This is a genomic window from Sellimonas sp., assembly GCF_047234585.1.
In the GTDB taxonomy this organism is placed as follows: domain Bacteria; phylum Bacillota; class Clostridia; order Lachnospirales; family Lachnospiraceae; genus Sellimonas; species Sellimonas caecigallum.
The window spans coordinates 105,577-129,660 of record NZ_JBKSWG010000005.1; the positions used below are offsets into that span (position 1 = coordinate 105,577).

Here is a 24,084-nt window from a genome sequence, read left to right on the forward strand (position 1 = left end):
AGAAAGGGGTATTTTCATGGAAAATACGTCTGAAAATAGAAGAGACAAATTGAAAAAAAATCCATCCAAACATATTTGCACAGGGCTTTTGGCCCATGTGGATGCCGGAAAGACGACGCTTGCAGAGAGCATCCTATATTTCGGCGGAAGGATAAGAAAACTTGGGAGAGTGGATCATAAAGATGCATTTCTGGACACGCACGAGCTGGAAAAAAACCGGGGCATCACGATCTTTTCCAAGCAAGCAGAGGTGTCCATCGGGGAGAAGGCGGTTACGCTTCTTGACACACCGGGACATGTGGATTTTTCTGCGGAAATGGAACGGACGCTCCAGGTGCTTGACTACGCCATCCTTATTATCAGCGGTGCAGACGGTGTACAGGGGCATGTGGAGACGCTTTGGAAACTGCTTGACAGATACGAAATTCCAGTCTTTATTTTTGTGAACAAGATGGACCAGGAGGGCACGGATAAAGAGACGCTTTTAAAGGAGCTGAAAGAACGGCTGGATGAGCGGTGTATTGATTTCAGAAAGGAACAAAAAAGAGAAGAGTTTCTGGAAAACATCGCGGTCTGTGATGACAGCCTGCTGGAAGCTTACCTGGAGACAGGGGAAATTGAGGACGAGGCAGTAAGGACATTGATTCGGGAGCGCAGACTTTTTCCATGTTGTTTCGGGTCGGCACTACGGACAGAGGGGGTCGAAGACTTTCTGGAAATATTTTCCAAGTACACCTCATATCCGGAATATCCGGATACGTTCGGAGCGAAAGTGTACAAGATAGCAAGAGATCCGCAGGGTATGAGACTGACATACATGAAAGTAACAGGCGGTTCCCTGAAAGTAAAGGCACTGCTTTCCAACCGAAGAGAAGGAACGAAAGAGCAGGAATGCTGGGAGGAAAAAGTGCACCAGATCCGCATATATTCGGGAGCTGGGTTCGAGACGGCGGAGGAAGTGCAGGCCGGGGCGATATGCGCGGTCACAGGCCTTACTCATACTTTTGCCGGGGAAGGTCTTGGATTTGAGCCCGAGGCCCAGGCGCCGGTCCTGGAACCAGTATTGAGCTATCAGATTCAGCTTCCTGAAGGGACAGACGTACATCGCATGTTTGGGAAACTAAAGGAGCTGGAAGAAGAAATACCGGAACTCCATATTGTGTGGAGGGAACAGGCAAACGAGATCCATGCCCAGGTCATGGGGGAAGTTCAGATTGAAATCCTCAAAAGCCTGATCAGCGAACGCTTCCATACAGAAGTAGAATTCGGAACCGGAAGCATCCTGTACAAGGAAACGATTGCGGATACGGTGGAAGGAGTCGGGCATTTCGAACCGCTCAGACATTACGCGGAAGTCCATCTTTTGCTGGAGCCGGGAGAGCCAGGAAGCGGCCTTGTGCTGGAGACATCATGCAGCGAGGATGTCCTGGACAAAAATTGGCAGCGTCTGATCCTTACGCATCTGGCGGAAAAGAAACACCCGGGAGTTCTTACAGGATCCGAGATTACGGACATGAAACTGATCCTGGCAGCAGGAAGGGCACATCAGAAACATACAGAAGGCGGAGATTTCCGGCAGGCTACATACAGGGCTGTCCGGCATGGACTTAAAAAAGCAAAAAGCATCCTTCTGGAACCGGTGTATGAATTCACGCTGGAAGTTCCTTCTGAGATGGTCGGACGGGCCATGGCGGACATCCAGCGCATGAGCGGAAGTTTCGAGACGCCGGAGAATGAAGGGGATATGGCTGTCCTGAGGGGAAGTGCCCCGGTATCTGAAATGCAGGGCTATCAGATGGAGGTCATGGCCTACACAAAAGGAAGAGGCCGATTCTCCTGTATGCTTGGCGGGTATGAGCCTTGTCACAATGCAGAGGAAGTCATTGCGGCTATCGCTTATGATTCGGAGGCGGATACGGAAAATCCGACCGGATCTGTTTTTTGTGCCCACGGAGCCGGATTCTATGTAGAGTGGGATAAGGTAGAAGAATACATGCACCTGGAAAGCTGTCTGAAAGAAGAGGTACAGACAGAGAGTGTTTCTGGGAAAGAGCCAAGCACCTACAGTCTCGGATCCGGATACGGATGGGGAGACGATAAAGAGCTGGAAGAAATATTTACCCGTACTTACGGTCCGGGAAAGGAACGAAAATACGGATTTCAAAAGAAGACGATCTCTGCTCCCAGGACGGAACAGAGCTATATCCCGAAGAAACGCAAAGACGAAAAAGAGTATCTGCTTGTAGACGGATACAATATCATTTTTGCGTGGGATGAGCTGAAAGAACTGTCCAAGATCAATATCGAAGCGGCGAGAAACAAACTCATGGACATTCTGAGCAACTATCAGGGATACAAGAAAAATACCTTGATCCTTGTGTTCGATGCATACAAAGTGCCGGGAAACATAGGGGAAGTACAGAAATATCACAATATCTATGTAGTGTACACGAAAGAAGCGGAGACGGCAGATCAGTATATTGAAAAAACTGTCCACGAGATCGGACGCAAATACCATGTGACAGTGGCAACTTCCGATGGACTGGAACAGATCATCATTATGGGGCAGGGCGCGCAGAGATTGTCCGCCATGGGATTTCTGGAGGAAATCGAAGCGGCGAACACGGAAATCCGGGAAATCTACCTGAAACGAACCGGAGGAAAGAACGGAAATTATCTGTTTGACCATCTGCCGGAAGAGATGACAGAGAAGATGGAAGAAATACGGATTGGAAAGAAAAAGACAGAGATATAATAAAAGGGCAGGCCTGTTACGGCCTGCTCCTTTTCTAGTGCGCTTCTATTTGCGCAGAATTTCATGAGGCGGTTCAATCTCATTTGCAATCGTATGTTCTGTAAGCTCAGATAAAATCCGGATCTTCTTGTTGAGAAGAGGGCGCATACAGTTTGGAACATGCTCCTGGTGTGCACGGTGGATGGCTACACATTCCTTACAGTTGCCGTGGTAGCGGCATGCCTTCAGACACGGACAGTGATCTTTGTTCTTGTACTCCTGACGGAACTCGCTGGCAAACTCTTCCTGGAGACGAAGTCCTTCGGCACGGTTCCCCTTGTGAAATTCTTCCATTGCTGCTTTTTCTTTTGGATTTCCTTCGATTATCATTCCCAGACCTCCTGAATATAAAGGCTATTTCAAAGACAGATTTATTGTAACATAAAGAGAGCAGAAAAGACAGAAAAAAGGAAGCAATAGTGCAGGAATACCTGCGTGCGCTTCCTTTTTTATATTTGTCTGATTTACAAAAGCAAAGAGGATGGATCTGCATCCAGCATCAGGTGCAGCTCATGGAGCGCTCGTGTGATGGCGACGTAGAGAAGTTTTGCCTCCCGCGGATTGTTTCCATAGCGGCTCTCATCTGGCTTCCACAAGATGACACAGTCAAATTCCAGGCCTTTTGTGAGCATGACAGGAAGTACCATGACGCCGTTGTGGAAAGCGGAGGAATCGGCATCTGTGATATCAAGGATCGACCGCACTTCCGCTGCCTCATCTTCCGTACGGCAGACGACAGCGATCGTCTCGAAATTCTTGGCTTTCACGGCAGCTACTGTTTCCAGAAGTAAAGCCGGCAAAGAAGCGGTATTCGCCCGGTGGATTTCCGGTGGAAGTCCATGCCGAATGACAGGCTGGATCCGGTAACTGCCCTGGGAGGCTTTCTCAAGGACTTTTCCTGCGTACTGAGAAATTTCGATCGTATTGCGGTAACTTTTGGCAAGCAGATAGAAGCTGTCCCGTTCCTCTTTAAAGAGCGCCTTCTTCAGACTCTCCCAGTCATTCATCCCAGTTTCATAGCGGATATTCTGGGAGACATCGCCCATAATGGTAAAAAAGCAAGGCGGAAAGATTTCTTTCAGCACATAGTAGACGGTTTCTCCAAAATCCTGCGCTTCGTCGATAATGATCTGGCTGAATTCGTCCATCTCTTTTTTCTGGAGAATCCGTTTTTTGATCAAAGCCAGAGCGGCAGCGTCGTACACGTCAAACTGTTTTTTACGCACGGATTCTATCGTGGTCGAAAATAAAGAGCAGCTTTCTTCACTTTCTCTGGAAAGGGTTTCCAAAAAGGCAAGATAGATAGAATCTTCCGTCCATTTGTGCCTGGAGGAATCAAAGTATTTCCTGTAGTTTAAAAGTTTTGCCTTTTTATATTCCGGTGTGCGCTCTGTACAGAGAAAACGGATTCGGGACGCGAGCCGTTCATTGAAAAGCTTTTCCGTCTGAAAGAGGGAGAGGTCCGGATGATAGAAGCGGGCTTCTTCCATGTTTGCGGAAGAGAGGACGACGCCAAGCTCCGGATCGGTAATATCCTGTATGGAAAGAGCATCCTCCTGCCATTTTTTCAGAAAGGCATCCAGTTTCCGGACGAAAGACAGGCGGCTCTTGAGCGGCGCCTCCGGAAGATCCGGAACAATCCGAAAACTTTTCTTGAAATGATTTCCGAGAAAATAAGGGAAGACGGCATCCATACGCATTTGGCGGACATTTTTGACATCCAGTTCAGGGAGACCGCTGCTGATATAATTCAGGAGCATATCGTTCCCACCGATGATACAGAATTCTGCCGGCTTATACTTGTCTTCGTAATTGTAGAGGAGATAAGAAATCCGGTGGAGTGCGACGGTCGTTTTCCCGCTTCCAGCGACACCCTGCACGATGATATTTTTGGAAGGGATATCACGGATGATCTCATTTTGCTCCTTCTGGATCGTGGCGATGATGTCGCCAAGGACCGCTTCCTTGTTCTGGGAAAGATATTTGACAAGCAGTTCGTCGTTTGCCGCCACGTCGTCATCATAAAACCCAAGCAGTTTCCCGTCGGAAATATCGTATGTGCGTTTGCGGTGCAGATCAATCTCCACGTCATCCGCTTCAGGTACATGGTAAAAACCATGTCCCAGTTCATTCTCATAGTAGATGCTGGCAGCGGGCGCCCGCCAGTCGACGATGACAACATCCGTCTGATTTTTTGTAATTCCGTTCTTCCCGATATAGAGACGTTCCGTACTTTCATAAGTGAGGTCATCATAGTCGATGCGGCCAAAGTACGGTTTTTTCAGAGCCGCGCGATTTTTTCGAAGGGCATTCTGGGTATGTTCCAAAATATTCTGACTGGCAGTTAGCTGACCGTAGGAATCCCCTTCGCCCTTTTTTACGGCCTGGAACAGGGCAGTGACCTCTTTTCTGCCGGCCTGTTCCCTGGCTTCATATAGCCGGATGTTTTCCTGTATCAGGGAAAGACAGCTTTCCAAGTGCAGGAGTTCTTCTTTTTGTTCCTGATTCATGTTCCATGTTCCTTTCTTTCCGGCCATCCCAAACACTGTAAGCCTTATTATAGCAGGAAAGAAGGAGACAGAAAACAGAAAAATCAGGGAAAATGAGATTTTTGCAGGTTTTCTGAGGTATTATAAGTGAAAAGCTTTTCAGGAAAATGACAGAAGAAATGGAGGAGCAAAGTGGATACGCAGAAATATACAGAAACCGTGAAAAAATACAGCAGTATGGTATACCGCATTGCATTCCATGACTGCCGGAATCGGGCAGATGCAGAAGACATTATGCAAAATGTATTTCTGAGACTCTACAGAAGCAAAGACGCGCCTCAGGAGGAAGAGCATATCCGACACTGGCTTGTGCAGGTAACGATACGGGAGTCAAAAAGGCTATTTTCCAGGCCATTTAAAAAACGGGAAGACCTTCTTTGGGAAATCCGTCCATCAAAGAGCAGCATTGCAAAGTGGCCGGAGGTTCTAAAAGAAGAGCATGAAAACGATGTCCTGGAAAAGGTGCTGGAACTGCCAAGGAAATACCGGACAGTGATTTATCTGTACTATTATGAAGAATACTCAGTCAAAGAGATCGGGGCACTCCTGGGAAAAAAGGAGTCTACTATCCAGACACAATTACAGCGCGCGAGGAAAAAACTGGAAATAAGCATAAAGGAGGCTGGAAATTATGAAGGAGCAGTTTGACAAAGACAGTTATATCGATGCATGTCAGAGACTTCAGCCTTCCCGGAAGGCCGTGATGGAAATCACACAAAGGGAAGAGGGACGGAAAAAGTATTCACTTAGAAAAAGAAGCGGGTTTGTGCTTGCATCCGTCATGCTGTCGGTATTTGCATGTTCGGTCATCGGGATTGCCGCAGCCGGGCAGATCAAGACAGTATTTATCGATCCGGATTCCGGAACCGCAGAAGAACGATACGGGACATTAGAAGAGACAGAAGATGGGTATATCGTGAAATTTGATAAAGATGAAAAAAGCACAAAACGTGATCTGACACTGGAAGAACAGCTTGGCGTATCGGTTGTGCAGCACGCGGATACCGGGGAAATCACACTGGTCACAGGGGATACGCAGACAGACATTACAGAAGCCATGAAGGCGGCCGGAATGTATGAGACAACATTTGAAAAAGAAGGAAAGACGTGGATTGCCACGGTAACAGGCGGAAGTGAAGCACCTCGTGTCAGTGTGCAGGAAGCAGGAAAAGAAGAAAAATAGAGAAACAAAGGAGAAACGCTCCGCCAATGTCTACTGGCGGAGCACTTCTTTTGGAGTCATATGATATTTCTTTCGGAACAGGCGATAAAAATAAGACAGATTATGAAAACCACAGGACAAGGCCGTCTCAAGCACAGGGGTACGGTCTTTCTTCAGCATCTGCCAAGCCTTCTCAAGACGCAGCGTATTGATATACTCCGTACATGTCATTCCGACATGAAGCTTGAAAAACCGCATAAAATGATACTCGCTGAAACAACAGATCGCTGCCAGATCCCGGACAGACAGAGGCTCTGGATAATGGACCTCAATATAATCCAGAACAGACTTCAGCTTGTCGCTCTGAGATTTCGAAAAAGATCCGCCAGCATCCTTCGCGTCCGTTAGACGATACGGAAGCAAAAGAGAAAAAATCTCGAAAAAAAGAGATTTCAGCAAAAGCTCGTACCCATCCTGCTGCTGAAGATAAAGATCACTCATCCGGCAGATGATCTCATGAAGTTTCGGATTGGCAGCATGATCGGACGGAATCACATAAGGAAAGCGAAGATCCCGGGAAGAAAAAGGAAGCAGATACTTCATACTGCAAATATCTGCAGATTGAATTCCAAGAAAATTTAGATGAAAAACAAAAGATTCCGACTGCATGCGATACTTTGGAAAAGAACCAGCAGAGTGAAGGACAGCCGGCGGCAGCAAAACAATATCCCCCTCACGCACCGGATACTCACACAAATCAATATGGTACACACAAGAACCCGACTGGATCAACGTCAGTTCGGCCTCCTCATGCCAATGAAGAGGAAGCAAAGGAAAGTCCTTGGAAAAAGATAACGTATACCTGGCAAGAGGAAAAAAACGATCCCCATGCCGGGTAGGCTCACGCTGCGAAGAAATCAAAAGATCACTGTTAGCCCCGCTCTGAGACTCAGAAAAACGATCCACCAAAAAACACCCCCAAAAAACCACTACACAACTTAAAAAAAGCAGAATAATACAAAAACTTGAAATAATAATACAAGAAAAAAAACTAAAATGCAACTATAATACAGTTAAGTATAGAAGGGGGACGGGTTCTGAAGAGCCGGAACCCGTCCCCTTTTCTCGATTTCAGAATCTTTGTTATTATGTGGAAAGTATCATTAAGTGATACAATTTTATGAGACAGATTATAAACAAAATGAGAAAGGCTGGTGCAAAAAATGACGAAAAAGTGGTGGCAGGACAAGGTCGTTTATCAGATTTATCCGAGAAGTTTTCAGGATAGCAACGGGGATGGGATTGGAGATCTCAGGGGAATCATTTCAAAACTTGATTATCTTCAGGATCTGGGGATTGATGCGATCTGGCTTTCTCCGGTATGCAGATCGCCTCAGGATGATAATGGATACGACATTTCGGATTACCAGGACATTGATCCGATGTTTGGGACACTTGAAGATATGGAAGAATTGATTCAGAAGGCTAAAGAGAGAAATATACAGATTATCTTGGATTTGGTGCTGAATCATTCTTCGGATGAACACAGATGGTTTCAGGAAGCAAAAAAAAGTAAGGAAAATCCATACCATGACTACTATGTATGGCGCGACGGAGTGGAAGGCGTACTGCCGAATGATATGAAAGCTTGTTTCGGAGGATCGGCTTGGGAATGGGTTCCGGAACTTCAGCAGTATTATTTTCACCAGTTCTCCGTAAAACAGCCGGATCTTAACTGGGAAAATCCAAAAGTTCGCCGTGAAATCTATGATATGATCCTTTGGTGGATGGAGAAAGGTGTCGGTGGATTCCGGTTGGATGTGATCGATCAGATTGCCAAGGAACCAGATAAAGGAATTACCGGAAACGGACCGCACCTCCATGAGTTTATCCGGGAATTAAGTAAAGAGACTTTCCAGAAGGGAAATCTGATTACAGTTGGGGAGACGTGGGGAGCAACGCCGGAACGTGCAAAGCTTTACAGCAATCCTGATGGAAGCGAATTTTCCATGGTATTTCAGTTTGAACACGTAGGACTTGATCAGGAGGAAGGAAAAGAAAAGTGGGATCTCAGACCACTTCCTTTTGTGGAACTCAAAAAAAATCTCGCTAAATGGCAAAAAGAGCTTTACGGTTGTGGATGGAACAGCCTATTTTGGAATAATCACGATCTTCCAAGAATCGTATCACGCTGGGGAAACGACAAAGAATATCGTGTAAAATCGGCCAAAATGCTGGCGGCAGTTCTTCATGGAATGCAGGGCACTCCTTACATTTATCAGGGAGAAGAACTTGGAATGACAAATGTGGTATTCCAGGATATTAGCCATTATCGGGATATTGAAACAAGAAATATGTACAAAGAACGTATGGAGAAAGGGTATGATGAAAAAGAAATCATGCGCTCCATTTATGCAAAAAGCAGAGATAATGCACGGACTCCGATGCAGTGGAATGAAAAAGAAAATGCTGGATTCACAACAGGAACACCTTGGATTGAAGTCAACCCAAACTACACAGAAATAAATGCAGAAAAAGAACAGAAAAATCCAGATTCCGTTTATCACTTTTATAAAAAATTGATTCGGCTTAGAAAAGGAAATTCAATCTTTACAGAAGGAAACTTCGAACTTCTGATGGAAAATGACGAACAGATCTTTGCATATACAAGGACAACAGAAAAAGAAAAAATGTGTGTGATCGCAAACTTCACAGACCAGACAGCATCCTGTCCACTGCTGCAAAAATGGTCCGAAAAAGAAAAACTTGTTCATAATTATGAGACAGAACCAGAAGAAGGAATTCTGCGGCCATACGAAACAATGATATATATTGACAGATAATAAAGAAATACGTTTTTTTCGGGGACGTGTTCCGGTAAGCCGGAACACGTCCCCCATATAGGAGGTACACATGCAGTATAAGTGGTGGCATGACAAGATTGTCTATCAGATTTATCCGAAGAGTTTTATGGATTCCAATGGAGATGGGATCGGGGATCTTCGGGGGATTATCGAAAAATTGGATTATCTGAAGGAGCTGGGAATTGATATTATCTGGCTGTCCCCGGTTTATCAATCCCCGTTTGTGGATCAGGGGTACGATATTTCGGACTATTACCGGATTGCGGAGGAGTTCGGTACAATGGAAGAGTTTGATGAGCTTCTTTGGGAGGTCAAAAAGAGGGGAATGTATCTGATCATGGATTTGGTTGTAAACCATTGTTCTGATCAGCATGAATTTTTTCAGAGAGCGCTCGAAGATCCGGATGGGGAGTATGCGGACTATTTCTATTTTGTCAAGGGCAAGGATGGAGGTGCTCCGAGTAATTATCGTTCGTATTTTGGCGGAAGTGCCTGGGAGAAGATTCCTGGCAGTGATAAATATTATCTTCATTTTTTTGCAAAGGAGCAGCCGGACTGGAACTGGGAAAATGAGAAGACCAGGCGTTATATTTACGATATGATCAACTGGTGGCTTGATAAGGGTGTGGCCGGATTTCGTGTGGATGCCATTATCAACATCAAGAAAGACACGAGGTTTCCGTCCTATGAGCCGGACGGTGCGGATGGTCTTGTCCACTGTACAAAGATGGTCGAGAGTGTGGATGGAGTCGGAGCGTTTCTTGAGGAGATGAAAAGAGAGACGTTTGCGAGGAAAGATGCGTTTACGGTCGGCGAGGTCTTCAACATGAAGGAGGATGAGCTGCGGGAATTTATCGGCGAGGACGGTCATTTTTCTTCTATGTTTGATTTTTGCGCAGAGGAATTCTGCACTGGGGAGCATGGATGGTATGATGCGAGGGAAATCACACTTCCGGCCTGGAAACAGGCGGTATTTCGTTCTCAGATGGAGACGGAGGGGATTGGATTTAAATCCAATATTATCGAAAATCATGATGAGCCGCGTGGATTCAGCCGTTTTCTCCCGAAGCATCTGCAAAATGACAATGGAGCCAAGGCGCTCGGGACTGTCAATATACTTTTGAAAGGCATTCCGTTTATTTACCAGGGGCAGGAGATAGGAATGAGAAACTGTCCGATGGAAAGTATTGAGGAGTACGACGATATCAGCACAAAAGATCAGTATCAGGTGGCGCTGGATGCCGGACTTACAGAGGAGCAGGCACTTTGGGTCTGCCGTGAGCACAGCAGGGACAATGCCCGGACTCCGATGCAGTGGTCTGCGCAGGCAAACGCCGGATTTACAACAGGAACCCCTTGGCTGAAGATACATCCGGATTACATACACATAAATGTAGAAAAACAGGAAAAAGAAGACGATTCGATCCTTCATTACTACCAGAAACTGATCGCACTTCGGAAACATCCTGCCTGGAAGGAAATTTTCGTGTACGGAAAAACAGTACCGGTTTATGAGGAGTCCGACTGCCTTTTTGCATACGAGAGAGTGCTTGGGAATGAGTCTATCCAGGTAGTAGCCAATTTTGGCATCTGTGAGGCTCAGATAGAGCGAAAATCCGAGATTCTTCTGTCCAATCTTTCAAACGTGCAGCAAGAAGAACAGAGCAGAGGAAGCAGTATGGCGCTTCTCCCAGGTCAGGTTCTCGTGTGGAAGTAAGTCCTTGCCCCTCGAGGGAGAGTGTGGTACAATCGAGCTAGTGCACTGGTAAAGTGTAAATGAAAGAAGAGAGGTAGGATGGAAATGGCAAATCCAGTTGTTACATTTGAAATGGAAAACGGCGATATCATCAAAGCGGAATTATATCCGGAGATCGCACCGAACACAGTGAGAAACTTTGTGTCTCTTGTGCGAAAAGGATTTTATGACGGACTTATCTTCCACAGAGTCATCCGTGGCTTCATGATCCAGGGCGGATGCCCGGATGGGACTGGCATGGGCGGTCCAGGGTACACGATCAAAGGAGAATTCAGCCAGAATGGTTTCCAAAATAACCTGAAACATACACCGGGAGTGCTTTCCATGGCACGTGCTATGCATCCGGATTCTGCAGGAAGCCAGTTCTTTATCATGCATGAGACATCTCCACACCTGGACGGAGCATATGCCGCATTCGGGCAGGTTACAGAAGGGATGGAAGTGGTAAATAAGATTGCGGAAACAGCCACAGACTACAGTGACCGTCCGCTGGAGACACAGCGTATGAAAAAAGTAACGGTAGATACATTCGGGGAGACATACCCGGAACCGGAAAGAGCATAAAAAATACCGGCAGTTTCTTCCAGTAAAGGAGGAAGCTGCCGGATTTTTATTTTACTATTTTTGTGGAATGTGGTACACTATACGAAGCTATCAACAAGCAATGAAAATAAAGAGGTTGCGTTTATGAGCATGGTAAAGACAGAAAAACTAGTGTTTGAATACGAAAAGAGAGACGATGAAGGAAATATCATCGGAAAGCAAAGAGCTATCGACGAAGTGGATCTGGAGATTGAAAAGGGACAGTTTATCGCTATCCTCGGGCACAACGGATCCGGAAAATCCACGTTCGCAAAACATATCAATGCAATTCTCGTTCCAAGCGGAGGCACGATGTGGGTCGGTGGAAAAGATACGAGGGATGACAATGAGCTGTGGAATATCCGCCAGAGCGCAGGGATGGTTTTCCAGAATCCGGACAACCAGATCATCGCTACTGTTGTCGAGGAAGATGTCGGATTCGGTCCTGAGAATTTAGGTGTTCCGACGGAAGAAATATGGAGACGGGTGGAAGACAGCCTGAAAAAAGTAGGAATGCTGGAGTACCGTCACAGTTCTCCAAACAAACTCTCCGGAGGACAAAAGCAGCGGGTGGCCATTGCAGGTGTAGTGGCCATGAGACCGGAATGTATTGTCTTGGATGAGCCGACGGCCATGCTGGATCCAAACGGAAGAAAAGAAGTTATACGCACAGTGCGGGATCTCCAAAAAAGAGAGAAAGTGACGGTCATTTTGATCACACATTATATGGAAGAAGTCATTGATGCAGATTATATCTATGTTATGGACAAAGGAAAAGTGGTAATGAAAGGAAAGCCAAGGGAAATTTTTTCCCAAGTGGACACGCTAAGACACTATCGTTTGGATGTCCCGCAAGTAACAGCGGTGGCAGACTCTCTCAGAAAGAAAGGTATACCGGTAAAGCCGGATCTTCTAAGCCGCAAAGAATTGTGTGAATCGATTTCTAAACTCTACGGGAAAAAGGAGGATCTTCTGGAAGAGACTGCCACAGAAGAGCATACGGTATTTGGCCAGGGTAAGGATCCGATCCTGAGTCTGAAAAATCTGAATTATGTATACAACCCGGGCACAGCATATGAAAAACATGCCATGAAAGAAGTCAGTCTCGATCTCTATGAGGGCGAATTTATTGGAATCATCGGCCATACCGGATCCGGAAAGTCAACCTTGATCCAGCACCTGAATGGTCTGATACGTGCCACATCAGGAGAACTTTCTTTCCGTGGGAGAAATATTTATGAAGAAGGGTATCCGATGAAGGAACTCCGTCAGCAGGTAGGTCTTGTTTTCCAGTATCCGGAACACCAGCTTTTTGAGGTGGACGTACTGAGTGATGTTTGTTTCGGACCGAAAAATCAGGGACTTTCCCAGGAAGAATGCGAGAAACGGGCAAAAGAAGCGCTGCAGATGGTAGGATTTCCGGAGTCTTCATACAAAGCATCCCCGTTTGATCTTTCCGGAGGACAGAAACGACGGGTTGCCATAGCAGGGGTACTTGCTATGCGGCCAAAAGTACTTGTACTGGATGAGCCGACAGCTGGTCTGGATCCAAAGGGACGGGATGATATTTTGGATCAGATCGCGATGCTTCAGAAGACAACAGGCATCACAGTCATCCTTGTGTCCCATAGCATGGAAGATGTGGCCAAATATGTGGATCGGATCATCGTCATGAATAAAGGGGAAAAGATATTTGACGACACACCAAAACATGTATTCCGTCACTATAAGAGACTCGAAGAAGTAGGGCTTGCAGCTCCGGAAGTGACATATATCATGTATGAACTGCGGGAGGCAGGCGTACCGGTTTCCACGGACATTACACTTGTCGGGGAAGCGGCTGAAGAAATAGAAAGGGTTTTGAAAAAATGATACGAGATATTACCATCGGCCAGTATTACCCGGCAGAAAGTGCCATCCATAAACTGGACCCAAGAGTAAAAATAGTAAGCACACTTTTGTATCTCATTTCACTGTTTCTGTTCCGGAGCATTCCGGGATATTTGGTGGCGACGATTTTCCTGTTCGGATGTATCGGCATCTCAAAAGTGCCGCTGAAATTCATTCTAAAAGGATTGAAGCCGATTTTCATCCTGCTTTTGATTACTGTCCTTTTCAATCTTTTTTTGACATCCGGCGGAAATGTCCTTCTCCATGTCTGGATTTTTAAGATCACAGAGGAGGGACTCAGAACAGCGGTCTATATGGCGATCCGCCTGATTTACCTGATCATGGGAGCGTCTCTTATGACATTTACGACGACACCGACAGCGCTTACCGATGCCATCGAACGTCTTCTGCACCCGCTGAACCGTCTGAAGGTTCCGGTGCATGAGATTGCCATGATGATGTCCATCGCCCTGCGGTTTATCCCGATTCTTCTGGAAGAGACAGATAAGATCATGAAAGCGCAGATCGCCCGCGGCGCGGACCTGGAGAGCGGAAATATCATCCAGAGGGCCAAAGCGATGATCCCGATACTCGTACCGCTTTTTGTCTCTGCATTTCGAAGAGCCAATGATCTTGCCATGGCTATGGAGGCACGATGCTATAGAGGAGGGGAAGGGCGGACAAAGATGAAACCCCTTGTATATCACGGAAGAGATATCCGCGCGTACATCATCGTCCTTCTCTATCTCGTTCTTGCCATCGGGGCAGGAAGATTCCTTCCATTTCACATATGGATTTTTTAGTGGAAAACAAAGTTGTGTGGCAAGGAGAATGTCGGGAGGAGTTTCAGTATGAATTAGCGGGAAATGCTGCGCACAAGACATCGCACTTGTGATGCAGGAATATTTGAAAAGTCAGAAATAGAAATGGTTTGCCGTAAAACAGGACAGAGTTTCAACACATCAAAAGGAGCTTTGCACGAAGTAGTTGTGCGAAGCTCCTTTTTCGAGGAAAGATGGTGGTTAGTATTCCAGTATGTGTCTCCTTGCCGTCAAGTATGTGACGGTAAAATAAAGCAGATAGCCTGCCAGGATAACAAGGGCAATCCCACCGCTTATGAAATAGGCGGCTCGGGGATGAGAGACATACCCGAGAAGCGTACATGCCTTCTGGCCGATGACAGCACACGGAATGGCGGACAGAAGCGGAAGGACAAAAGGAAGAATAAAGAACACAAAGATCTGGCAAAACAGAGCCTTTGAAGCGGTCATTCGGTCCGCGCCGATCTGAGTCAGTATCCGGTATTTGCGCTTGTCTTCCGATACGCCGGAAAGGATCTTCAAGGCAAGCACGGCCATGGCCAGGAAAATGAAGATGACAGCGATATAGAGGGCGCCAAGGACAAAAATCCCGCTGGCCTGGCTTGCATATTCCCATCCGCTTTGTTTGAATTCATAGTCGGAAGCCAACAGTATCCGGTCTGAGACGAGGGAAGGGGTCTCGTACAGAAACTCTTTTTCCAGATCTGCGATGTCGTATTCTCCTCCTTTTAGCGAGAAACCGCTGCAGTAGAGGAGGGGCGCCATCTGCTTCACAGCCTCGTCCGGCACGATGATAAGGAAGTAGACCTTTCGTACGATATAAGGGGCGGAGGAAATCATTCCGCCGTAGGTATAGGTCTTCCCGTTTAGGACAGGGGCAGCAGACCGAAAATCAAGTGACTGGATCTGAGGGCTGCTGGAATAGATCCAAAAGGTATCTTCGAGATGTAGCGTCTTTTGACCGAGCGCTTTTTGCACCCGGTTAAAATCGGATTCTGAGATGTAAGAGTCCACGAGACCTTCAAATCCATCGCCCCTCCACGGTGTAAATTCAAAAAAGTAGCGCTGATGGTTTGTATAGACTGTATAATCTGTGCGGTCTTCGACCGTGTCATATTTTTCCAGGATCTGCTCTGCTTCCGAGATGGAAACAGCAGGGGAAGAAGATGCGCTGATTTCGGCATTGACGTCAAAAGGATAGCTGTGATCTGTCGAGGACTGCATGAATGTTTTCATGAGCAGCGAAAAATCGCTCCCGATGACGGCAAATGTGATGAGGAACGCCACGATTCCAATCAAGATGGAGTTGGAACGGAGTTTTCCGGACAGCTGTCTGAGAACGAATGTGTTGGTTCCACGGCTGCAGAAGGTACGAAAACGTAGCATCAGGTCTGCCAGACAGCGGGAAGCTCCGACATGGATGAAAAACACACTGACAGCAAGAATCAGAAGACTCATCAGCATCCTTCCCGGAAGTGCCTCCATATCCCGGAAGATATGGATCATTTCCTGATAAAACATGACGGCTCCGGCTACGATTCCTGCAATGGATAAAAGGGTAACAAAAAACCAGAACATCGGGTGTCTGACAGGTTTTTCATTTTTTCTGCTTCCGTGGATGAGGTCATAGATGGACACTCGAAAGAGGTACAGTGCACACGTCACGGATGACAGAAGAAAGACGAGCAGGACAAGCCCTGCAGTCATAAGGAATCCATACAGTGAGTAGGACGAAAATGAGTAGGAAATCTCCATGAGACTGCTCAAGAGAGACATAAGCACCTGATAAAGGAAAATGCCGGCCAGGATCCCGGTTACAAGGGAAATAAGTCCAATGATCAGTGTTTCCATTGTAAATAGAAGGATCATATCAAAGCGCGTCATTCCCATCGTAAGATATGTGCCAAATTCCCGTTTCCGAAGTTTAAGCAGGAAGGAAGAAGCGTAGCCAAGGACGAAGGCCACGATCAGAGCCATCATGACTGAAATCATGACAAGTCCTCCGGCGATATCCGAAAAGGAACGGGCTTTTTCGGCAAGATCAGGGCTTGTGACAACGCTGTTGAATGCAAACATCAGCGCGATCGTAAGAGAGACGGTTATATAGTAGATGAGATAGTTTCCCATCTGCCTTTTTACATTCCGAAAAGCGAGTTTACCGAACATCCGCATCACCTCCCAGCGCAGATGTGACAGAGAGAATATCGTGATACAGCTCCTGCCTTGAACGGGTACCCCGAAGAAGTTCACTCCAGATCTGTCCATCTTTCAGGAACAGGACACGCTGGGCGTAAGAGCCGACTACCGCATCGTGGGTTACCATGAGGATCGTGGAGGAAAATTCTGCGTTCATAAGCCGGAACGTCTCCATGAGTGTTTTGGAATTGCGGGAATCCAGAGCGCCGGTCGGTTCGTCGGCGAGGATCAGAGCGGGCCTCGTAATGAGGGCTCTGGCGCAAGCGGCGCGCTGCCTTTGTCCACCGGAAAGCTCATAGGGAAATTTGTCAAGCTGCTCTGTGATACCAAGAGAATGGGCGGTCTCGTTCAACCGGATGTCTGTCTCTTTTGCGCTGATTTTTTGCAGGTTCAAGGGAAGAACAATATTTTCCCGAACAGTAAGAGTGTCAAGAAGATTGTATTCCTGAAAGATAAATCCAAGCCTGTCTCGCCGGAAAGATGCAAGCTCACGTTCCTTCATTTCTGTGATATTGCGGCCGTCCAGAAAGATCGTGCCGGAACTTACCCTGTCCACGGTAGATATCATGTTAAGCAGTGTACTTTTCCCGGATCCGGAAGCCCCCATGATGGCGGTAAATTCGCCCTTTTGTATCGAAAAAGAAATGTCATCAAGAGCCTTTGTCACGGCAGATCCTGTGCCGTAATATTTGATCAGATGGCTGATCTGCAATGTCTGTGTCATATGCTTCTACCTCCGTTTCTGATATTAATATATCACAAACAGGCCTCTGTTTTTCTAACACAGAGGCCCGGTTTTCTTACAGTTTTGTAATAGTTTGTTTTGCATCATCCGGGAAGGAAAGGGAGATAGAAGTGCCGACGCCTTCCATGGAGTCAATCTGCAGCTTAATGCCAAGCTTTTTGCAAAGTTCCGAGACAATGTACAGTCCCATTCCGGTACTTGTCGGGGAAGTACGACCGTTTTTACCTGTAAATCCCCGCTCTGTCACACGCGGGAGTTCATAGTCTGGGATGCCAGGGCCATTGTCCGACACCGAAAGCGTGCGTTGACTGCATTTTATAATAAGATGAGAATGGGGACAGTATTTCGCACAGTTTATGAGAAGCTGTTTCAATATAAATACGACTGCTTTTTTGTCGCTGAAGACAGAAAGACTTCCTTGCTGTTCAATGCTGATCCGGGCAGCGATCAGAAGGGACATCTGGCTTTGGATGGCCTCATCTGCGGCTTCGGACAGATTGAAAGAAGAGATAGCGATGTCTTTTTCGGCAGACCGGAGTCTGGCGTAGTAGAGGATCGTATCAGTCAGATTTTCTGCCTGTTTCAATTCCTGCCTGAGTTTTTCAGGGGAGGAGCCGTTTTCCAGGATGAGAGAACAGGTTGTGAGAGGTGTCTTGATCTCATGGATCCAGCTCTCCACATAGTCCATGTAGTCTTCTTTGTCAGAGGATGCCTGCTCTGTCAGACCGATGGCAGAGTGGGAGATGGCTTTCATGATCTCAAAATATCCACGTTCTGTTACGGTAGTTGGGGGCGGGAGAAGCTCCCCCAAAAGGTAAGGGCGATCCATCTGTTCGATCAGTTTTTCCAGTCTTTTCAGGCGGGAATTTGCGGTAAGCCAGGTAAAGAAAAGCCATGCAAAGACAAGAATCCAGAAGGAAGATGCACATACAAGATAAAGGGAGAGATTTCCGCCAGCTGTAAGAAACAGAATGGAAAAAACAAGGAAACCGATGCCAAGAAAGCAGAGAGTTACTGCGCGGGAGCAGAAAAATTCGATCCATTTCATAGGCGGTATCCCACCCCTCTTACCGTGTGCAGAAAGTCATCGGCCCCGATCTGCCGGAGCTTTTCCCTGAGACGGCTGATATTGACACCAAGCGTATTGTCATCGATATACAGACGGTCGATCCAGAGATCTGCTATGATCTCCTGACGCGTACATACAGCTTTTTTCATCAGACACGAGAGAATCCGCATTTCATTCCTCGTAAGTTCTTTTGTCTTTCCCTGGTAGGAGACTGTCATTTCCTCCAGAGAAAGAGTAAGTCCCCGTGTTTCCAAAACAGAAGCGCCCTTTCGTCTCAGAAGACGGGCAATCCGGGCAAGAAGGACCGAAGAGTGGTACGGTTTCCGTATAAAATCGTCTGCACCGACGCCAAATCCAAGGATTTCATCCTCTGCCGAGTCGCGGGCCGTCAAAAAAATCACAGGGACATCGGAAGAAAGCCGGAGCTTCCGACATATCTCGAATCCGTTTTGACCGGGAAGATTGACGTCTAAAAGCACAAGATCAAACGGTGCCTCCTCCACGGGCTCATAGCCGTTGGAAGAAAGGAGGATGCAAAGCTCCTGTTTCATTGTAAAGTCATCTTCTATGACAAGAATTCGTTCCATTACGCTTCATCTGCTTTCCTGTTTGAGACAGGGATTCCGTTGACCTCCACACTGTCACTTGCCTGGATGACAAGGTACGGGATCCCGTCGATCCATCGGGTTTCTATGAGATCTGTCCGCTCCGGGTTTACTTTGATGACAACATCCGGAGTTTTGACTTCAAATGTCCGGGTGCCTGCCACGTTGGAGGCAAGAAGAGAAGTTTTCTCCCCGGCAGCCGCATCGAATTCACGGTCAAATGTTTCCAGTTTTTCTTCATTCGCACCGCTCCTGGAAAGAAGCTTTTTCACATCTGTCTTGTCCAGCTTCAGAGGTTCCGGCTCGTCTTTATGTTCGGCGATCATCTCGGTTAGATTGTCGTGAAGGGTCTTGACAGTGTCAAAGCTGCAGTCCTCTCCGAGCGCGTCACTTACAAGAGACTGAAATGCCGATTTTTGATCCTGAGCAGCCATGGGAGTCCGGCAGCCAAGGACATTGTCGATAAGCTCGCTTTGAAATTCCTTCGCATTTTTCGAGTAATACAAAAGTCCGTGAATATCGGTGGAACGGTCGGAAAAAGCAGGAAACAGAAAACCAGTGTCCGGCATCTCCACGATCCAGTCGCGGATCCGGTCTTCGATACTGTTGGTCTCCGAATTATAACAAAGCCCTGCCTTGGAAAGTTTGACCGGGCAAATGCTGCAGAGAAGAAATTCGTAGACCTCATCGGAAGCATCGAACATCTCCGCTCCATCTGAAGATTTTCCCGGAACGTCGTAGTTGGCATGGATCAAAATGATGTAATAATTTTCCCCATAGTTATAAAAATCGATGATTTTCTGATAAAACTCGTCAAGGAGAGCGTCGTCTGTCAGTTTGGAGTCCCGAAGCTTCAGAAGAAATTTCTGGCTTCCCTCGCCCATCTCCTGCTCCAGTGGAAACTCCATATCAAACAGATTTTTTCCGATGGAACCGGACAACGTTTTCTTAAACAGGTCAAAGTATTTAAACATTTCCTCCTCAGGAAGAGAAAGAAAGGCATCTTTTGTCTTTGTCTTGATATTTTTGTCTCCGTCCACGTAACAGCCGCAGATGCGCGTGATAGCACAGTTGGCCGGAGTGAACTGTTTCTTGATCTCTGATATTTCTTTTTTGTTCATACTGTTCACCTCGGTTTTCATCTTAACATGGAAAAGACGATTCCACAAGCAAAGACTCATATATAAGAAGTTTTAGAAAACCGAATAGACACGGATTTTGAGAATCGGTATAATGAAAGAAAAAAGATCAACAGAAATAAAAATCAGGGAGAAAACATCTTGAAAAGAATCAAACTTACCGTGTCGTATGATGGCACAAAATACTGTGGCTGGCAGATACAGCCAAACGGCATTACAATAGAAGAAGTACTAAACAAGAAAATCAGCCGGATAACCGGAGAAGACATCAAAGTCATCGGAGCAAGCAGGACAGACTCCGGCGTCCACGCTCTGGGAAATGTAGCAGTCTTCGATACCGGAAGCACGATCCCGCCAGAACGGTTCCTGTATGCTCTGAACCAAAAACTGCCGGAAGATATCGTGATCGTAAAATCCGAAGAAGTCCCACTCACATGGCACCCACGCTATCAAGACTGCACAAAAACATACGAATACCACATACTCAACACACCATTTCCAAATCCACTGAAAAGATTTACAAACAGCCACGTATCCTTTCCGCTGGATGAAACAAAAATGCAGAAAGCGGCAGAATACCTCAAAGGCACACACGACTTCGCAAGCTTCTGCAACATACGGACAAATGTAGAAGAAACTGTACGCACGATCTACACATTAGATGTGAATCGCCAAAACGACCAGATCACGATCCGAATCAGCGGAAACGGGTTCCTCTACAATATGGTACGCATCATCGCAGGAACACTCATCCGCGTAGGACGAGGATTCTATACACCGGAAAAAGTAAAAGAAATACTGGAAGCAAAAGAACGAACCGAAGCAGGCGTCACAGCTCCACCAGAAGGACTGGTGCTGGTGGGGATAGAATATGATAAGGGGACGTGTACCGACTCGTCGGTACACGTCCCCGAAGATAGCAAAACACCGGAAAGCGGCGTAAAATAAGCGTTTACAAGGGGGACGGGTTCCAAGCAGCAGGTACACGACCCCAAAATATTAGACAAAAAAGAGGTGGTTTTTATGGATAATTTTATCTATTTTGACAACAGCAGTACTTCTTTTCCGAAGGCACCGGGTGTTGCGGAGGCGGTAGGGCATCTGTTGATGCATGGGGCGTTTAATATCAACCGTGGGAGTTACGAGGGTGCGTACGAGGTGGCGGAGATGGTTCTGGATACGAGGGAGCGTCTTGCGCGGCTGTTTCATGGGGGGGATTCCCGGCGGGTTATTTTTACGCCGGGGATTACCTGGTCGCTGAATATGCTGCTTTCCGGTTTCCTTCGTGCCGGGGATCATGTGATAGTATCCGGAATGGAGCACAATGCGGTCATGCGGCCGCTTTATCGTCTAACGAAAGCGGGGATTACATACAGTGTGGCGCAGGCAGACGGAGAGGGATATGTTGCCCCTGAGGCGGTGGAGTGTGAGATACGGCCTAATACAAGGCTTGTTTTGATGCTGCATGCGTCAAACGTATGCGGCACGATCCTTCCGATCCGGGAGCTCGGGGACATTTGCAGGAAACACCGGCTGTTTTTCGCGGTGGACACGGCTCAGAGTGCCGGATCGATTCCGGTTGATATGGAGGTGGCGGGGATCGATTTCTTGGCTTTTACCGGGCACAAAGGACTCAAAGGCCCGCAGGGGATCGGCGGATTTTTGATTTCGGATCGGCTGGACGAAGAAATGCAGCCCGTCATCCTTGGCGGCACGGGAAGCCGTTCGGATTCCCTTGAACAGCCGGATATGCTTCCGGATAAATATGAAAGCGGCACGATGAATCTTCCGGGGATTGCGGGTCTGAATGCAGCACTCGTATATCTGGAGGAGACGGGGATCGAAGTCATCGCTAAAAAGAAGACGGAGCTTACGAGGATGTTTCTTGAGGGGGTAAAAGAGATTCCGGGTGTGCGTGTTGTGGGAAAACAAGGATGTGAAGGACGGACAGCAGTTGTCTCTTTGGACTTTCAAAGGCAGGACAATGCACTTGCCGCCTTTCAGCTGGAGCAGGAATATGGTGTCATGACGAGAGTCGGTCTTCACTGCGCACCCCAGGCTCACAAAAGTCTCGGAACATTTCCGAAGGGAACGGTCCGTTTTTCTTTCAGTGAGAACAATACATCGGAAGAGATCGGACACTGCGTGGAAGCAATCAAAAAAATCGCCGAAAAATAGAAAATATCTATAAATAGAAATGATGATGAAAAATAACAATAAGCAAAACCATCTGCAAAATTGAAGCACCATATCAAAAATGATAATCTTAAAAGAAAGAAGAATGATTTCGAAAACTAAGGAGGAACAAGAAATGGCAGATTATCATCAGATGTGGGAAGATCTTGGGATGGATATCGAGACACACGACCAGCTGTGTGAAGTCCTTCCGCAGGCATTTGGGGATGTGTACCTTTCCCAGGAAAATCGTCCGGAAGGAATGGATTATTTCAATTTTGTCGTTGCTGAAATCCACGGAGTACGTCCGGCTGAACTGATAGAGCATCAGAAAAAAGGCGGAAAAGTATTCGGGACATTCTGTGTGTACGTCCCGGATGAAATCGTATTTGCAGCAGATGCCATTGCAACAGGTCTCTGCGGCGGATCACAGTTTTGGGTGCCTGGCGGGGAGAAAGTCCTTCCGACAAATACATGCCCGCTGATCAAAGCAAGTGTTGGTGCGAGACTTGACCGGACATGCCCATTTTTCCGGATTGCAGATATGTATGTAGGAGAGACGACATGCGATGGCAAAAAGAAGGCCTGGGAGATACTTGCAGAGGATGTGCCGGTACATGTCATGGATCTGCCGCAGATGAAGCGGGAAAAAGATGTGCAAGCATGGGCCGATGAGATCCGGACTTTTAAAGAAGTCGTGGAAAAAGAGACCGGAAATACAGTGACAGCCCAATCTCTTCACGAAGCGATTCTTCTGATCAATAAAAAGAGAAAAGCACTTTCAAGGCTCTATGACCTGAGAAAGAATGAGAAACTTCCGATCAGTGGAAAAGACGCACTCTTGATTTCTCAGATTGCCTTTTACGATGACCCGACCCGCTTTGCTGAGATGACAAACAAGCTCTGTGATGAGCTGGATCAGAGAGTCAAAGACGGTGTGTCTGTCTTCCCGGCAGGAACAAAGCGGATCATGCTGACAGGTACACCTCTTGCCATTCCGAACTGGAAGCTGCACAATCTGGTAGAGACGAGCGGCGGCGCAGTTGTCTGCGAAGAAATGTGTACTGGAACCCGTTATTTCGAACGTCTTGTAGATGAGGCGGAAGGAACAGTAGACGAGCAGATCGATCATATTGCAGAGCGCTATATGGGAATCAACTGTGCATGTTTTACGCCAAACAGTGCAAGGGTTGACGATATTCTCCGGCTTGCAAAAGAGTACCACGTGGATGGTGTTATCGATGTAAATCTGAAATTCTGCAGCCTCTACGATTGTGAAGGATACCATGTGGAGAAAGCTCTGAAAGAAGCAGGTATTCCGGTGCTTGGTATTGAGACAGATTATACGGACAGTGATGCCCAGCAGCTCCGCACAAGGATCAGTGCATTCATCGAGATGCTGAACAATTAGGAGAGAGAAGTTGCCGATGGAACAGGAGATCCAGTACTATGTGCTGTTTCCCAATCATGACAATGGGATGCGGCTTCACAGAGAACTGAAAAAGAAAGGATTGTCCAGTGTGATCGCCCCTACCCCGAGACAGGCCAGCAAATGCTGCGGCATCTCTCTGCTCATAAAGGAGGAAGAGACAGATGCAGTAAAGGATGTCATTGAGGAAGCGGACATCGAGACACTTGGAATCGCACAGATAAAAAAAGATGTCAACCCGAACAGGGACAGATATTGCTAAATTTGCGGGGATGCGGATCAATACGACGCATCCCTGTATCACGCAG

20 protein-coding genes and 1 pseudogene are annotated in these 24,084 nt (G+C 47.0%); 13 read left to right on the forward strand and 8 right to left on the reverse strand.

Annotation, left to right across the window (positions count from 1 at the left end; genetic code table 11):
- The first annotated feature begins 16 nt into the window (after window positions 1-16).
- Complete coding sequence (locus ACLROL_RS03380) at window positions 17-2,755, forward strand: NYN domain-containing protein (RefSeq protein WP_413067328.1); 2,739 nt, start codon at window positions 17-19, stop codon at window positions 2,753-2,755.
- Window positions 2,756-2,800: 45 nt separating this feature from the next.
- Here the strand turns inward: ACLROL_RS03380 and ACLROL_RS03385 are convergent, their stop codons facing one another.
- The gene (locus ACLROL_RS03385) at window positions 2,801-3,124 is read right to left on the reverse strand and encodes an LPS biosynthesis protein (RefSeq protein ID WP_087203032.1); all 324 of its coding nucleotides are present in this window, start codon (window positions 3,122-3,124) and stop codon (window positions 2,801-2,803) included.
- Between the two features lie 134 nt (window positions 3,125-3,258).
- Window positions 3,259-5,304: a HelD family protein gene (locus tag ACLROL_RS03390; protein ID WP_287448027.1), complete on the reverse strand. Its 2,046-nt coding sequence runs from the start codon at window positions 5,302-5,304 to the stop codon at window positions 3,259-3,261.
- Between the two features lie 171 nt (window positions 5,305-5,475).
- On the opposite strand from ACLROL_RS03390, the gene ACLROL_RS03395 reads away from it, so the two are divergent.
- Together ACLROL_RS03395 and ACLROL_RS03400 are read left to right on the forward strand one after the other, a co-directional pair.
- Window positions 5,476-5,991, forward strand: coding sequence for an RNA polymerase sigma factor (locus tag ACLROL_RS03395; protein ID WP_087203034.1), 516 nt, complete (start codon window positions 5,476-5,478; stop codon window positions 5,989-5,991).
- Entirely contained in the window at window positions 5,975-6,526 is a 552-nt protein-coding gene (locus tag ACLROL_RS03400; RefSeq protein ID WP_087203035.1) for a hypothetical protein, read from the forward strand. The genes ACLROL_RS03395 and ACLROL_RS03400 overlap by 17 nt, the downstream gene beginning before the upstream one ends.
- A 30-nt stretch (window positions 6,527-6,556) precedes the next feature.
- Here ACLROL_RS03400 and ACLROL_RS03405 read toward each other — a convergent pair whose 3' ends face one another.
- A complete protein-coding gene (locus ACLROL_RS03405; protein ID WP_413067329.1) occupies window positions 6,557-7,471 on the reverse strand; it encodes an AraC family transcriptional regulator in 915 nt (304 codons plus the stop codon).
- A gap of 257 nt (window positions 7,472-7,728) precedes the next feature.
- On the opposite strand from ACLROL_RS03405, the gene ACLROL_RS03410 reads away from it, so the two are divergent.
- The 6 genes and pseudogenes from ACLROL_RS03410 to ACLROL_RS03435 all read left to right on the forward strand — a co-directional run bounded on the left by ACLROL_RS03410 (window position 7,729) and on the right by ACLROL_RS03435 (window position 14,400).
- Entirely contained in the window at window positions 7,729-9,348 is a 1,620-nt protein-coding gene (locus ACLROL_RS03410; protein WP_413067330.1) for a glycoside hydrolase family 13 protein, read from the forward strand.
- A 70-nt stretch (window positions 9,349-9,418) separates the two neighbouring features.
- Window positions 9,419-11,086: an alpha-glucosidase gene (locus ACLROL_RS03415; RefSeq protein WP_413067331.1), complete on the forward strand. Its 1,668-nt coding sequence runs from the start codon at window positions 9,419-9,421 to the stop codon at window positions 11,084-11,086.
- An 84-nt stretch (window positions 11,087-11,170) separates the two neighbouring features.
- Window positions 11,171-11,689, forward strand: coding sequence for a peptidylprolyl isomerase (locus ACLROL_RS03420; protein ID WP_413067343.1), 519 nt, complete (start codon window positions 11,171-11,173; stop codon window positions 11,687-11,689).
- 129 nt (window positions 11,690-11,818) lie between these two features.
- A pseudogene (locus ACLROL_RS03425) lies at window positions 11,819-12,637 on the forward strand (energy-coupling factor transporter ATPase); the annotation flags it as partial.
- Window positions 12,635-13,579, forward strand: a complete 945-nt coding sequence (locus ACLROL_RS03430) for an energy-coupling factor transporter ATPase (RefSeq protein ID WP_413067344.1) — start codon at window positions 12,635-12,637, stop codon at window positions 13,577-13,579. The pseudogene ACLROL_RS03425 and the gene ACLROL_RS03430, both read left to right, overlap by 3 nt.
- A complete protein-coding gene (locus ACLROL_RS03435; RefSeq protein WP_087203038.1) occupies window positions 13,576-14,400 on the forward strand; it encodes an energy-coupling factor transporter transmembrane component T family protein in 825 nt (274 codons plus the stop codon). Before ACLROL_RS03430 ends, ACLROL_RS03435 begins: the two co-directional genes overlap by 4 nt.
- Window positions 14,401-14,619: 219 nt before the next feature.
- Here the strand turns inward: ACLROL_RS03435 and ACLROL_RS03440 are convergent, their stop codons facing one another.
- The 5 genes from ACLROL_RS03440 to ACLROL_RS03460 all read right to left on the reverse strand — a co-directional run bounded on the left by ACLROL_RS03440 (window position 14,620) and on the right by ACLROL_RS03460 (window position 20,154).
- A complete protein-coding gene (locus ACLROL_RS03440; protein ID WP_413067332.1) occupies window positions 14,620-16,584 on the reverse strand; it encodes an FtsX-like permease family protein in 1,965 nt (654 codons plus the stop codon).
- Window positions 16,574-17,338 carry an ABC transporter ATP-binding protein gene (locus ACLROL_RS03445; RefSeq protein WP_413067333.1) on the reverse strand — a complete coding sequence of 255 codons (765 nt, stop codon included), beginning with the start codon at window positions 17,336-17,338 and terminating at the stop codon, window positions 16,574-16,576. The genes ACLROL_RS03440 and ACLROL_RS03445 overlap by 11 nt, the downstream gene beginning before the upstream one ends.
- 76 nt (window positions 17,339-17,414) lie before the next feature.
- Window positions 17,415-18,407, reverse strand: coding sequence for a sensor histidine kinase (locus tag ACLROL_RS03450; protein WP_413067334.1), 993 nt, complete (start codon window positions 18,405-18,407; stop codon window positions 17,415-17,417).
- Window positions 18,404-19,015, reverse strand: coding sequence for a response regulator transcription factor (locus ACLROL_RS03455; RefSeq protein WP_413067335.1), 612 nt, complete (start codon window positions 19,013-19,015; stop codon window positions 18,404-18,406). Before ACLROL_RS03455 ends, ACLROL_RS03450 begins: the two co-directional genes overlap by 4 nt.
- Window positions 19,015-20,154, reverse strand: a complete 1,140-nt coding sequence (locus ACLROL_RS03460) for a DUF4317 domain-containing protein (protein ID WP_413067336.1) — start codon at window positions 20,152-20,154, stop codon at window positions 19,015-19,017. Before ACLROL_RS03460 ends, ACLROL_RS03455 begins: the two co-directional genes overlap by 1 nt.
- Window positions 20,155-20,313: 159 nt before the next feature.
- On the opposite strand from ACLROL_RS03460, the gene truA reads away from it, so the two are divergent.
- The 4 genes from truA to ACLROL_RS03480 all read left to right on the forward strand — a co-directional run bounded on the left by truA (window position 20,314) and on the right by ACLROL_RS03480 (window position 24,038).
- Complete coding sequence (gene truA / locus ACLROL_RS03465; protein ID WP_288723937.1) at window positions 20,314-21,120, forward strand: tRNA pseudouridine(38-40) synthase TruA; 807 nt, start codon at window positions 20,314-20,316, stop codon at window positions 21,118-21,120.
- A 75-nt stretch (window positions 21,121-21,195) separates the two neighbouring features.
- On the forward strand, window positions 21,196-22,350 hold the full coding sequence (locus ACLROL_RS03470; RefSeq protein WP_413067337.1) for an aminotransferase class V-fold PLP-dependent enzyme: 1,155 nt from the start codon (window positions 21,196-21,198) through the stop codon (window positions 22,348-22,350).
- A 133-nt stretch (window positions 22,351-22,483) separates the two neighbouring features.
- The gene (locus ACLROL_RS03475; protein WP_221920282.1) at window positions 22,484-23,758 is read left to right on the forward strand and encodes a double-cubane-cluster-containing anaerobic reductase; all 1,275 of its coding nucleotides are present in this window, start codon (window positions 22,484-22,486) and stop codon (window positions 23,756-23,758) included.
- Window positions 23,759-23,774: 16 nt separating this feature from the next.
- Window positions 23,775-24,038 (forward strand): DUF3343 domain-containing protein, encoded by a 264-nt coding sequence (locus tag ACLROL_RS03480; protein ID WP_221920291.1) that lies wholly within the window; start codon window positions 23,775-23,777, stop codon window positions 24,036-24,038.
- Window positions 24,039-24,084: the final 46 nt, after the last annotated feature.